The organism is Leptospira perdikensis, assembly GCF_004769575.1.
Taxonomy (GTDB): Bacteria; Spirochaetota; Leptospiria; order Leptospirales; family Leptospiraceae; genus Leptospira_A; species Leptospira_A perdikensis.
Genome location: NZ_RQGA01000013.1, coordinates 21,203 through 35,534, shown reverse-complemented (window position 1 = coordinate 35,534; position 14,332 = coordinate 21,203). Strand labels below are relative to the sequence as shown.

7 protein-coding genes are annotated in these 14,332 nt (G+C 35.9%); 4 read left to right on the top strand and 3 right to left on the bottom strand.

What is annotated here, in order from left to right; all coding sequences use genetic code 11:
* The first annotated feature begins 40 nt into the window (after positions 1-40).
* Positions 41-1,600 carry an alkyl hydroperoxide reductase subunit F gene (gene ahpF, locus EHQ49_RS11085; protein ID WP_135579374.1) on the top strand — a complete coding sequence of 520 codons (1,560 nt, stop codon included), beginning with the start codon at positions 41-43 and terminating at the stop codon, positions 1,598-1,600.
* Here the strand turns inward: ahpF and EHQ49_RS11080 are convergent.
* The gene (locus EHQ49_RS11080) at positions 1,586-3,964 is read right to left on the bottom strand and encodes a PAS domain-containing protein (RefSeq protein WP_135579372.1); all 2,379 of its coding nucleotides are present in this window, start codon (positions 3,962-3,964) and stop codon (positions 1,586-1,588) included. The two genes, ahpF and EHQ49_RS11080, sit on opposite strands and share 15 nt — an antisense overlap.
* Before the next feature lie 43 nt (positions 3,965-4,007).
* Entirely contained in the window at positions 4,008-4,442 is a 435-nt protein-coding gene (locus tag EHQ49_RS11075; protein WP_135579370.1) for a hypothetical protein, read from the bottom strand.
* A gap of 146 nt (positions 4,443-4,588) precedes the next feature.
* Between EHQ49_RS11075 and EHQ49_RS11070 the strand changes: the two genes are divergently transcribed.
* From EHQ49_RS11070 to EHQ49_RS11060, 3 genes are read left to right on the top strand one after another with little or no spacing between them, the layout of a single operon-like run.
* Entirely contained in the window at positions 4,589-9,658 is a 5,070-nt protein-coding gene (locus tag EHQ49_RS11070) for an alpha-2-macroglobulin family protein (protein ID WP_135579368.1), read from the top strand.
* Complete coding sequence (locus EHQ49_RS11065) at positions 9,655-11,844, top strand: transglycosylase domain-containing protein (protein ID WP_135579366.1); 2,190 nt, start codon at positions 9,655-9,657, stop codon at positions 11,842-11,844. The genes EHQ49_RS11070 and EHQ49_RS11065 overlap by 4 nt, the downstream gene beginning before the upstream one ends.
* A 13-nt stretch (positions 11,845-11,857) precedes the next feature.
* Positions 11,858-13,489, top strand: a complete 1,632-nt coding sequence (locus EHQ49_RS11060; RefSeq protein ID WP_244241452.1) for a sulfatase-like hydrolase/transferase — start codon at positions 11,858-11,860, stop codon at positions 13,487-13,489.
* On the opposite strand, the gene EHQ49_RS11055 is transcribed toward EHQ49_RS11060, so the two are convergent.
* Positions 13,486-14,157: a TetR/AcrR family transcriptional regulator gene (locus EHQ49_RS11055; protein WP_135579365.1), complete on the bottom strand. Its 672-nt coding sequence runs from the start codon at positions 14,155-14,157 to the stop codon at positions 13,486-13,488. The genes EHQ49_RS11060 and EHQ49_RS11055 overlap by 4 nt on opposite strands.
* Positions 14,158-14,332: the final 175 nt, after the last annotated feature.

The following is a 14,332-nucleotide window of genomic DNA, read 5'->3' as shown; positions in this document are numbered from 1 at the left end:
AATTAGGCGGGATAAAACCCGCCTAAATCGGGAGGTTATTATGTTAGATGAATCAACAAAGGAACAAGTAAAACAATATTTTGAAAGAATTAAAAACCCGGTGAACATTCGTTTGTTTTCGGGAGACCATGAAAAAAGAGGGGAGTTGGTAGAATTTTTAAATGATATCGTATCTCTTAGTTCGATGATCACTTTAGAACATTCAGAAGATAAAAATGATGGCCTTCGCTTTGCCATTCTTTCTGAAGGAAAACCAACAGGAATTGAATTTTCTGGAATTCCTATGGGTCATGAATTCACTTCACTCATTTTAGCAATTTTACAATCCGGCGGAAATCCAATCAAATTGGAAGAAGGGATTTTATCTGCAGTTTCAAAATTAAAAGAAACTTTACACTTTGAAACATTCATTTCTTTGGATTGTCATAATTGCCCTGAAGTGGTACAAACACTAAATAGTTTTTCTTTGGTAAACCCTTCTATCTCTCACAATATGATTGATGGTGCTATGTATCCAGAACTTGTGAAAGAAAAAAATATACAAGGGGTTCCTGCAGTTTTTTTAAATGGAAAACGTTTTCTTTCGGGAAAGGCAGAAGCATCCGTTATTTTTGATAAACTTTTGGAATTGTATTCCATTCCAGAATCCAAAGAAGAAAATTCTAATCAAACAAACCCTACGGAAATTTATGATGTTACTGTGATTGGTGGTGGGCCTTCCGGTGTGACTGCAGCTGTTTATTCTGCTAGAAAAGGATTAAATACTCTTGTCATTGCAGACAGATTAGGTGGACAAGTAAAGGATACTTTAGGGATCGAGAATATCATCTCTATTCCTTACACAACAGGGCCAGAGTTAACGAATGTATTGTCCGAACAAATAGAGAAAAATCAAATTCGTAAAAAAGAAAATGTTCGAGTTTTGAAAATTGAATCTGGAGAATTAAAAACCATTCATTTGAATACAGGGGAACGGATTCTTACAAAAACAGTCATTCTTTCGACCGGCGCGAAATGGCGTGAACTCAATGTTCCTGGTGAAAAGGAATTTATTGGAAAAGGTGTGGCCTATTGTCCTCATTGTGACGGACCATTTTTTAAAGACAAAGATGTAGCTGTAGTTGGTGGCGGAAACTCAGGTGTAGAAGCGGCTCTCGATTTGAGTGGAATTGTAAAATCAGTTACCTTGATCGAGTTTGGTGATAGATTGAATGCTGATCAAGTTTTACTTGATAAAGTAGCTCAGTCTTCCAATATCAAAACTTTGGTGAAGGCACAAACAATGGAAATCCAAACTAATACTGAAAAAGTAACAGGACTTACTTATAAAGATAGAAGTTCGGAAGAATCCGAAACCATTCCTCTTGATGGAGTTTTTGTTCAGATTGGTCTTGTACCAAATAGTAGTTTTGTGAAGGATTTGGTTGCTACCAATCGTTTTGGTGAAATATTGGTCGATGAAAAATGTAAAACCAATGTAGAAGGGATTTTTGCTTGTGGAGATGTAACAAATACTCCTTACAAACAAATTATCATTGCTATGGGTGAAGGAGCAAAGGCTGCTATTAGTGCCTTTGAATACCTATTACATGCGGCCTGAAGATAACCATTTTTCAAGAGTTTTATAAAGATCGGCAGAGGAAAGTGGTTTGGTAAGAAAGTCATTCATCCCAGATTCCATTGCCGTATCTTTAACTGAAAAAAAGGCTCCTGCCGTCAATGCGATGATGGGAGTTTTTTTATCTTTGTCTTTTTCTAAATTTCTAATTTCCATTGTGGCCGTATAACCGTCCATAACTGGCATTTGTAAGTCCATAAAGATTAAATCAGGAATTTTTTGTTTGAATTGATTGATGGCATCAGCCCCATCGACTGCATATCTCAATTGTATATTAGGATATCTTTTTAATAACATTTTTGATAACAGTCTTTTGTTTAAATCATTATCTTCCACAATCAAAATATCGTTTTGGATTTGGTTGTTTTCAATGATTGCTGTTTCATCTGGAGTTATTTGTTTTTCCTCAAACAAATTAGAGGATACAGATCCTGAAGAATTTACTTGGAGTGATAAAACAAAATAGAATTTGCTACCCTTTCCCAGTTCACTTTCAAATCGTAAATGAGAATCCATTTTGTGAATGAGTTCACTTGTGATTGTGAGACCAAGTCCCGTTCCACCATATTTTCGTGTAATGGATGAATCCGCTTGTGAGAAGGAATCAAAAAGTTTCGTCTGAGAACTAATGTCGATTCCAATTCCTGTGTCAGAAACCGAGAATTCTATATCAACGATCTCTCCCGTTTGTTTGATCGGTTTAACTGAGACTTCTACCTTACCTTCGTGTGTAAACTTGATAGCATTTCCAATCAAATTAGAAAGAACTTGCCTTACACGCAAAGGATCGAGAGATACAAATCTGGGTAACTCCGGATCTAGTTTTAGTTTTAAGTGAATTGCTTGGGAGGCTGCAGAAATTTGGAAGAGATCCACAGTAGATTGCACTAAGTCGATCAGATCTGTGCTAATTAGTTCCAAGTCCATCTTGCCCGAATCAATTTTTGAAAAATCAAGAATTTGATTCACAAGAGATAACAAACTTTTTCCAGAGATATAGATACTTCGTAAATATTCTTTTTGTTCGTCTGTGAGAGATGCATGTAACAATAATTCTGTGAATCCTATAATTCCATTAAGAGGTGTTCGGATTTCATGACTCATATTGGCTAAAAAATTGCCCTTAGCTAGATTGGCAGCCTCTGCCATTTCTTTTGCCTTTCTTAAGGTAGATTCAATTTTTTTGATTTCTGTTAGATCGGAGTTGGATCCAACCATTCTGATTTTTTTTCCCGATGAATCCCTTTGAATATAACATCTGGACACAACATGAGCATAATTTCCTTTTCTTTTTTTCATTTGGAAACTGAACTCAAAAGTTTCCCTTTGTGAGGATAAAATATTTTCTAAGAATTCAGATACCCATTCTGAATCATCGGGATGAACTAAACTTTTCCAATAACTGATTGGAACATTATCTGATTTTTCGTCGTTACCAAACTCCAACCACCATCTTCGAGAATAGATTACTGTATCGTTCACCAAGTCCCAATCAAACCAACCATCGGAACTCACTTCTAAAATTAAAGCATATCGTTCGTTAGATTCTTTTAGAGCGGTTTCAATACGTTTTTGTTCAGTGATATCTTTACTTGATCCTACAATGAATTTTACTTTTCCATCAACTTCAATAGGAGTGAGGGCCGTTGTCCAGATTTTGGTTCCCGCTGGCATAGGAATACTTTCTTCATAAGAAATTGTGGTTTTTGCTCGAAGAGCATTCCGAAAATTTTGAATCACTGAACTTCCCAATGGTTCTCCTAAAAGGTCAATAGGAGTTTTTCCTTGTATGTTGGATTGAGTAAGGCCTGTAGCTTTTTCATAAGCTGTGTTGATTCTTCGGATTACAAAATCCCGATTTTCCATGACTTCGACAAGGAACATGGAGTCTTGGCTTCCATTAAAAAGAATATTATTTTCGAGTAACAGTTGTTTAATTCCAGTTGATTCGTTTTTAATGAAATCTTGAACAGAAAGTAATTCTGAAATATCGGTGACCACTCCATCAAACCGAAGTATTTCTCCTGATTCATTACGAATCAATCGACCTTGGCTTTGAACAAATTTAATTTGGTTGTCTTTCGTTTGGATTCTATATCGGATTCGAAACTTGTTTGTTTCTTTTAGAGAACTTAGTGCGTGTTCCACGATATGTAAGTCGTCACTATGAATCATCTTTCGCCAGGCACCTAATTCATGTTTGAAAAACTCAATAGGGTATCCGCTGAGCATCTCCACGGAAGGGCTGACATAAATAATTTCTAATTCAGGAAAACTAGCCGAAAAAACCACCTCCTCCATTTCGGAGAGAATTTGCATTTCCAATGAAGGGGGTGGAGGTTGCATACCAACCATTGGACGAATCTTTACGAAATAACTACAAACTAAATTAGGACTTTCTAATAAGAAATGGGAGCGCCAAACCAGGTGTAAATTTGCTGTAACTCATCCCAAGTAGATCTGTTTCGTTCAAAACACGGAATTCATCTATAAAATATGGCCAAGGAAATGGGGCATTTTTTGTATATTCTAGAACGAGACTTAGGTTTTTATCCAGCCGTGACGGTGCGATGGACAAATTCATGGGGTGGCGTAACTGGAACTCTGTCTCCTTAGGTGGTAAAAACAAATTGTAAGCAATCTCCGAACCATCAAATGATTTTCCCCACCAGTGACGAAAGGACATAAAGTTCAAACTGAAACTAGCACCTGTTTGAAACCAGTTGGGACCGATCCATTCCGCTTGAAAATTTCCTACAGGAAAGGAATTGGGTGCCTTAAGTTCTAAAAATTGTTTTTTGATTTGAGACAGAGACATCGTCATCAATCAAATTGCAAAATGCCAAAAGCATAGCGAAAATTCTGATCCAATCGAAAAAATATAGAAAGATTTTCCATTTCATTCAGGAAAGAGTTGGCAAAGAAGGTAGTCCGTCGTAGAACAGGGAACATTCGAATTTCGGAGTTCTCATGCGTAAGTTGGTATTGGCTTTTAGTTTTCTTTTTTTCCTTGGTTCCTGCAATTCTATCAGCGGTTTTTTTCGAACCATCAAACGCACCATATTTCCCAGTAGTTGCCGTATCGAGGTCAAACTAGACACTACAGATTTGAAATATTTGGAAGACCTCTGGGATTATCATATCACAGTTACCGAAGATACCAATTTACAAGAATTCGCATCTGCGGTTCAGATCTCTCCAAAACCATCTAATCCTCGATTAGAATTTTCTGATTATATTACTCGTGAATTTTCTTTGGACCATTGGAACTTTGATCCCGATGTAGAATACGAAATTAAAATTGGAAAATTTTATGCAGAGAATGATTGTTTTTTAGAAACTCCTGTTAGTTTTAAACTTCCTGTGATGGCGAGAAAACCATCATTTTATTTATCTAGCGAAAATATATTTGAATCCAATTTAAACAAAGTCCTGCCTATTTCTATTTCAAATGTTCCCGAGTTTCAAATTCGTTCTGCTGAATTATCAATTCCTGTTCTTGTGAATGCGATTGCAACATTAGGGAACAAATATTATGATTTCGAAAATCAACTGAGTTGGAAAAAAACCGTTTGGAAGTCTGGTATTAAAGTTAATTCCTTTGGAAATCAAGGTATGGATATTGATTCATATTTCGGTGCCAAACCCAATGCAAAAGGATGGATCGCGTTTCAGTTAGGGGCCAATGTCATTGGTGATAACAATAAGGAAGTATACAAAAAAGAATCTATATTTTTACAATCTACAAACTTAGGTATCACAACCAAGTTAGATCCAAATACTCTTCATGTATGGGTACATACTCTTTCCAAAGCAGAACCAGTTGCCAATACTAATATTAGTTTGTATGAAAAAGGAAGTTTGCGCGGAACATGTAAAACAGACAAAGATGGGCATTGTACTGTGCCATCCATCATTGATACTAAATCATTCGACAAGTCTGTGTTAATTGCTGAAGATTCTTCTGGTGATAAAGCCTTCCTTCATTTTAATCAAACTCATATAGAAGGATATAGTGATTATTATACAGAAAATCATGTAAAAGGGAAAATTTATTTCGATAGAAAGTTATACAGACCTGGGGATCGGGTGGAAATCAAAGCAGTACTTGCGGATCGAAAAAATGGAGTTTTAGTTCCTTATAGTTCAAAGAATATCAACATACAAATTCGAGATTCACGTGGAAAGGATGTAGCCAATACAAATCTTAACTCGACTGGGCAAGGGGGAGTCGCTACGGGTTTTACCATTCCATCGGATGCACCGCTTGGCCATTATTCCGTATCTGTTTATAACGCAGGAAAAAATGATTCCATCACTTATGATACCTTCCAAGTCGAAGAATTTCGACCTGTGAATTTTATGGTGAATGTCAATTTAGCAAATGCCGTAAACAAAGATCAAAACGTCAAGGGAACGGTTGAAGGTAAGTATATGTTTGGTGCTCCTATGGGTGGAGCTAAGATTGGTTATTCGGTTTTAAAAAGAAAAAGATATATATCCTTCGAATCTTTTTCGAGTTATGATTTTTCTGATACTTGGTATGATTACGAGGATGAATATTCTGGCGGTAACTCTGATTATGTAACAGGATCGGAAGGTGTTTTAGATGCCAAAGGCCTTTTTAATTTGGACATTCCTGTTCAAGATCTAACTCGTAAATTTGCGACAGATGGTGAAGATATTGAAATTGCAGATCCTTTCAATTTGGTTGTGGAATCTTCTGTATATGATGTAGATGGAAAGTCAGTTACAAAATCTTCGAGTTTACCTTACAACCCATCGGAAACCTATGTAGGTTTGAAATGTAATGATAGATACCAAGCGATAGATAAACCATTTCAATTCAATGCGGTGGCTGTCAACTTACAAGGTAAAGCTGTTGCCGGCGCGGAGTTAAAGGCTTATATCATTTATAATGACTGGACTTCTGTTTTGTCAAAAGGACTAGGGAAGTTCTTTTTTCGAAGTAATCAGTTAACAAAGAAAGTTGTAGAGGTCAAAAAATTAGTTTCTAAAGTTGATGGTGTTTCCTTTGATTATAAGGCTAAAGATTCCGGTAGTTACACTATCTTAGTTTTGAACAAAGATAAAGTATTTTCTCGTGTGGATTTTTATGCCTACGAAAAAGAATCTTATTATACATGGGACTTTCGTGGAGACGACTCCATCGAGTTACGTTCCGACAAACAAGAGTATAAAATTGGTGATAAAGCCAAAATTTTGATTAAATCCCCGTTACAAAATGCTCGTGTCATTGTGACAGTAGAAAGAGACTCTGTTTATTTTAAAAAATCATTTTTGATGAAAGGAAATAGTGCTCCTCTTGAAATTCCAATTGAAGAGTCGTATCTTCCCAATGTAGATGTAAACGTTGTTATGTTGTCGGGTAGATTACCTGTACCCGAGGGACTCTCTGCTGATGATATCGAAGAATTCAATCAACAAGACTTAGGGGCTCCAAAAGCTAAAACTGGATCTGTGACTTTGAAAGTAAATTTGGCATCCAGAACGGCACCGGTTGTAATTAAAACAGACAAACAAGAATACCAACCAAGAGAACAGGTGAAATTATCAATTCAATCGAGTCCCGGTGCTGAACTCACTGTATCAGTGGCTGACCGTGGTGTTCTTGATTTAGTTGGTTACTCCTTTCAAAGTCCTGTTCAAATGTTTTATCAGTATTGGTATAGTATTGTTAAAACATTTGAGCTTCGTAGTATGATCATCAAACATTATATTTACGAAAATAAAGGAGATAGCCCTGGTGGGGATTACGGCGAAGATTCAGGCGGTGGGTTTTCTGCAGAATCTGAGTCTGGTGCAAGAAAAGATTTTCGGTACACTGCCTATTGGAATCCTGTTGTGATTGCTGATAGTAACGGAAATGCAGATGTTAGTTTTACTTTACCTGACAACTTAACTACTTTTAAGGTTATGGTTGCATCTTCCGCCAACGGAAAGTTTGGTGCCTCTAATTCCGAGTTTATCGTTAAAAAAAATCTAGTCCTCCAAAAAACTGTAGCAAGGTTCATTCGTGTTGGCGACAGTTTAGAGTTAGGTGGAAGTATCACCAATAATACAAAGAAAAAGGGTAAATTTAAGTATAAAATCGAGTCTAAATTCCTTTCTGAGGATAAGGGTTGGACATCGATTGAACTTGCCGCAGGACAAACCAAGGAAGTCCTTAGAACCTTCCAGATTTCTGAATCACAGTACATCAAACTCAAACTTGATCACCCTAAAGACGAAATTCAGTTGTCATACCAAATTTCAGTAGAACCAGAAACAGGGGCAGAGTTTGCCGATCTAAAAAAATCCGATCTTTCCGATGCATTGGTGGTGACTATGCCAATCAAAGAATTTGATCCAGTAACATCTGTTCAATTTTCTGGGTATACGGATTCGGAACACAAAACGCTGATTTCTTTTCCAAAAAAAGAATCTATACTTCTTAATAAAGGTTCATTAGACATTCGAATGTCAGGGACTGCACTTACGGCTTTAAAATCTGCCTTCGATTTTTATGAATCAAATCCTTACTTTTGTATGGAACAAAGGACATCGGCCTATCTTCTTTCTTTGAGTGCTGGTGAGTTGCTAAAAGAATTTCAATACAAAGCCCCTGCGAAAGATTCTTATGATTTTACACAAATTGAAAAACTATTTCTAGATGAGATGTCTGAGTTCCAAACATCCGATGGAAGTTTTACTGTTTGGAAAGGTCATGGTCGAACAGGTTATCCTTATTTAACCGCTTACATTAGTTCAGTGATGCAAATTGGAAAAGATAAAGGGAAAAGATCTAATCCACAAGCATATCAATCGGCTATTAAGTATTTGGAAAATTACGTTAAGAATCCTACAGAAACGTCTGTTAATTCTTACCAAACACTCAGTTTGATTTATTCTGTGCTTTCGAAAGATAAAAAAGATGTTCATTCCTTAGAAAAAACATTGGTGGACCACTTTGAAGAATTAAATCTAAAGTCCAGAGGGATTTTTCTTACTGCTTACGCAGAGGTACATAAACTAGAATCTTCTGATTCAGATCCTGTGTTTAAAAAATTATTTTCAGAGTACACAAAATACATTGTTTATGAAAAGGAATTGTTTGCCCTTAGACCTTTAAAACAAAATTCTGATGAATACTACTATTATTCGTATTATAGTTCTTCTTCGGTACTCGGAAACTATTTGCGATTGTTACTTAGAGTGGATTCGAAAAATCCAAAGATTGTAGAGCTTGTGAAATCGATTATGATGGATCGCCAAAATCACTTCTGGTCTGACAGTCATAGCGTGGGTACGATTGCTCTTGCACTCGCTGAATATCGTAATCGTTTTGAATCAACGTCTCTCGACACAGAAGGAGAAGCTATCTTTGGAGAAAAAACGTTAATTGATGAATCTTTCTCCTCTTCTTCGGATTCTATTTATAAAGAAGAAATTACTTTTGATCGTCTTTTTGAAGGAAAAGATCCATCCGGTCGACCGCTGGTTTTCAAACGAACCAGTTCTGAAGGTAGGTTGTATTTTCAAACTAGATTGATGTATGTTCCAGTAAAAGATACGACCACACAAAAGTTTAATGGTCTTGAAATTCGAAAAACTTTATATCGTATTGATGGAAGAGATTCTAATGGTGATGCCATTTTAAAAGAAGTAACCAGTTTACAGCGAGGATCCACTTATCTTGTAAAAGTGAAAATCCTCAGTAATTTAGAACAAGCCTTCGGAATGATTGTAGATCCGATCCCAAGTAATACTGAAATTGTAAACACATCCTTTTTAACGGAAAAAACTTCTGATGGAGAAGAGACAGACGTTACAGACAACTATTACGGTGGTTACAAGGAATATCGTGATGATCGTGTGATCTTTTCCGAAGATCGAATTAGAAAAGGAGAAATGGAATTTAATTATATTTTGAGACCAGTGGCAAAAGGAAATTCGATTATGCCTGCCTCAAAAACCTTTTTGATGTATCATCCACAGTTTTATGGAAATACTAATACGATTAAAGTGAAAGTGGATTGATTTCTAAGAAAAAAATTACCATTTATTTTTTGTTAGTGGGATTTGTTCTGATTCCACTAACAGGGTTTTTATTAAGACCTGTTTCCTTTGAATCCCTTAGAAATCATACAACAGTTCGAATTCTAACTCAGGAAGGAACTCTCATTGGTCGTGGAACCAATAAAAATCAAACCAAACAAGATTGGGAAAGTATTCATGAATATCCAAACTTTGTTCCAGAGATTTTAAAGATTGCGGAAGACAAACGATATGACTTTCATCATGGAATCGATGTATTTGCTGGATTTAATTCTCTTCGTTCCTACTTCTTTTCGGAAGGAAAAAGGGGAGGTGCCTCCACAATTACAATGCAACTTGTACGGATTCAAAATCCGGATATTCGATCTTATCCGCTTTTGTTACGAAAATCTTTTGAAATTTTAGAAGCTCTTCGTTATGAAGTATGGCTTACCAAATCGGAAATTTTAGAAGCCTACCTAAATTCTATTTCTATCCATTCCAATCTTGTCGGATTTCCATCCGCTTCACTAATGTTATTCGGAAAACACATTCGTTTTTTATCGATAGAAGAAGCGGTATATCTCACCGTTCTTATTCGGAAAAACAGGCCCTCTTTAGAAGAACTATCTATTCGTTATGAGAATTTACGAGCTCGAATCCCTTATCCTATCCCAAAGTTAGAGAATCCGAACGAACTCACTATCAGTTTTTCTTCATCGAACAAAGTTAATGTATCAGAGCCTTTGAAGGGAGAAAACCAACACTTTCTAAATTGGATACGGACGTTGATCGCTATCCCTTCGGAAGAATTTGTATCTTCTCTATCTTCTGAATTAAATTCTGAATTAAATTCGATTGTAAATTCTGAATTAGAGGGATTAACAAGGTGGAATGTATCCAATGCCTCTGCAATCGTTCTAACACGTGTATCTGGTAAAGAAGATGAATTAGAACTTAAAGCCATGATCGGATCAAAGAATTTTTTTGAAGATGGTAATGGAATGGTAAACGGTAGTTTGGCATATAGGGATGCAGGTAGCACTCTAAAACCACTGTTATATGCAATTGCGATAGAAAAAGGACACTATGCTGTTAACTCCATATTTTCTGATGAAAAATATTCTTTCTCTTTAGGCCAAGGAGGGAACTACCTTCCAAGAAATGCTGACCTTCGGTATTGGGGGGATTTGACATTAGCTGAAGCACTCGGGAACTCTCGGAATATTCCTGCCGTTACTGCGATCAATCAAATGGGTGTGACTACTTTTTACCGATTTTTGCAATCGGCTGGATTTAATCATTTAAAAGAATCCCCTCAGTTTTACGGACCTGGCCTTGCCCTTGGCGCCGGTGGAACCAGTCTTTTGCAGCTAACACGTGCTTATGGTACATTTCCTTTGAGTGGAATATTACCAAAAATACGTTTGGGCAAAATTGATAAAAAACCATTATATTTCGGTACCTCAACGCGACTCTTTTCTGCTGAAACAGCAGAAGAAATAAAATTTGTTTTAAAAGATCCTAAGCTAAGGCAAAGAGCTTTTGGTCGCAGGAGTTATTTAGATTTTCCTTTTCCTGTTTCTATCAAAACAGGTACTTCTAAAGATTATCGAAACTCTTGGACAGTAGCATTTAATGATGATTATGTGGTCGGTGCCTGGGTTGGGAATTTTTCTGGAGAACGAACGATGGATGTTTCAGGTTCTTTTGGTGCTGGACGGATCGTTCAAAATATATTTCGAAGTTTGATGAAAGACAGACCAAAACTCGATTACACATCGAAATTTACTGAGACTAGAAATTTTTGTAGGCTTACAGGGAAATTAGCTCTAGATAAGTGTCCATCGATCGTCTTAAGAGTTCGAAAAAAAGTTTTACTTCCTGAACCTTGTAATCAACACAACGAAGAATCCAAACAGGCAGTATTGGGTGTTGGTTTTGTTTATCCTTCTATGGGTCAAATTTATTTATACCATCCATCGTATGAAAAACAAACTCAAGAGATTCCCGTTCGAATTCGTGAAATCCAAACTTTAAAAGATCCGAAACTAATTTGGAATGGCAAACAAGAATTCAAACCGAACTCCAGAGGGGACTTACGTCTGCCCATCATTCGTGGAAAACAATCGTTGGTTTTGTATGATGGAAAATTGAAGAAGGCATCAGTTGATTTCGAAGTTAAATAAATTCTGGAGCCAAATGGAATGGTTCTTTTCGAAAAAATCAACATTGTTTATTTTTTATATTTTCTCTTATCTTTTTTATGGTTTCCTATCTTTTTCATTTAGTGTTTGGATTTTTTTTCATGGAAGTTTGGTTACTATATTTACACTCTTTGTGTTGATTTTAGATTCCTTAATAATTTACAATCGGAACAAATTTTTTAACCAGAAAACAACTGTCTATCGTTTGATTTTATGGACTCTCTTTGTTGTGGTTTTCCATTATCAAGAAGTCTATCAAACGGCTCTTTCTTTGGATCTTGTGATATATTTTTTTCAACACCTCTCTCTTTTGTCTTCTGATCTTTTCAATTTTTTATATCAATGGAAATTGATTCATTGGGTGATTTTAGGAATTGGGTTTTATTTGATTGTCACAAACCATCGCGATGAAACAAAAAAAAATTGGATTATTTTATCCTTCAGTTTGATCTTACTCATTATTCTTCATTCTGGTTCTTGGGTGATGTCAGATCTTAATCTGAACCAAAACCAAAAGAAACTATACTCAACACAGAAAGTGAAAAGGAAATTCGAATCCTTCTCAGGAAAACCAAATTTTGTTTTAGTTTTTTTGGAAGGTGTTCCAAGAAAACATTTGTTAAAAATAAAATCTAGTTACATTGATTTTTCTAACTTACAAGATTTTCATTTTTGGATTCCCATGCCGCATACATCTAAGAGTTTATTTACTTGGATGACGGGGAAGTCTCAACTCGATCACACTCGTTTGCAATTGGATGAATCCGTAATGGAATCAAATCTTCCCAAACAATTGGAGAAAAAACATAATTATTTTACTTCTATGATCTACACACAATCCATCTATTTTGAAGGAATGGACCAGTTTTTCCCAAAAATTTTTCAAACAGTTTGGGAAAAAGGCGATTTGGAAAAACGTTATGGAGGTTTATATCCATCTTTTAGTTGGGGAATGGAAGATCGAGTTGTTTTGCCTGCATTAAAACAAATCACTAATACAAAGAAACAACCTTTGTTTGTAATGATAGGTCTTAGCCAAACACATAGCCCTTATTTTGTATCTAAAGAGAAAGTTGATTATTTTTGGAAATCACCTTTAGATCGTTATATGGTGGCTCTTGAGGAAGAAGTCGAAGTTTTGGATTCTATCATTTCTTATTGGAAAGAAAACTCTTCGCGTGAAACAGTTCTTATCCTAACCGCCGATCACGGCGAATCCTTTGGAGAAGAGGGAGCTCATGCCCATAACTATTCTTTATACAATCAGGAAACTGATGTTCCTTTTTTAATATATTTTATCAAATCGGGAGAACTTTATATTCCAGAACAGGGAACGTCTACCGATTTTAAAGATACTATTTTAAGTTTACTGGACGGTAACCACAACCAAACAGAAGAAAATTTAAAATCAAATTTCTTTAGTTCTGAATATAAACTGAATTTAGTTTTAAAAACTTGGAATTCCGAGATTCAAAAATCGTGGATCACCGATGACAAAAAGTACGTTTATCATAGTGATAGAGATCAGTTATTACAAATGGACTTGGCAGAGAAAAATAGAGTTCCTATTACGGATTCAATTTTAAAAAGAAAAATATTGAATGTGATATATTCTAATATTCGTTAAACGGTTTGGTTCCCTTGTAAAAGTGTTAGAATCGAAGTTCTAAGAAAAATTTTATAGTCCAAAACAAAAATATCCAATCCATCGTCTTTTACTGCTTCCCTTACTTGGTTTGATGGAAATCCATGAGACCAAGAACCAACAGCTAACGCATGACATTGCATTAGAAATAAAAATCCTGACTTTTCATTTAGGAATGGGAATACTTGGAAAAGAAGAGGTAGGATTTTAAAAATTTGTTCTTTTAAACTCAGTTTGAATTCACGAATGGTTTCTACGCTGGCATTTTTTTCTAAGATGGTAGGAACAATAGGAAGTAGTTTTAAAAATCGAACATGTCTATCCATGGAATCGACAAACCATTTGGAAAATATTTCAGCATTGATTGGTTTCGTTTCGGTTAGAAAATTTTCCATATCGAGGAACCAGGCTTCGTAATCCGCAATATGTACGCGAAGGCAAAGATCTTCTTTCGTGGGAAAGTACAAATAGAGAGTTCCCTTGGCTATTTTTGCTCGTTTGGCAACTTCATCCATAGAGAGTTCCGCCCAATCTTTTTTTTGCAAAAGAAAGGCTGCTGATTGGATAATTGTAGCTCGTTTGGAAAGTTTGTCTTTCTCCAACACGGCTCTTTTTTTGGGTGATCGTTCTGCAACCAACACGCGGCTCATACCTCCAGTGTAGGAAAATCCGAAAAAATATGCTAGAAAAAAATGCTTATTGACTAGAGGTCAATTTAGAACAACCACCAGTCATTTATCTATGACTTACGGTCACTAAATTTAAATTTCTTCTCCTGTTTCTATTTCTTTCTATACAAATGGATTCCATAATTTATCTTTCGAT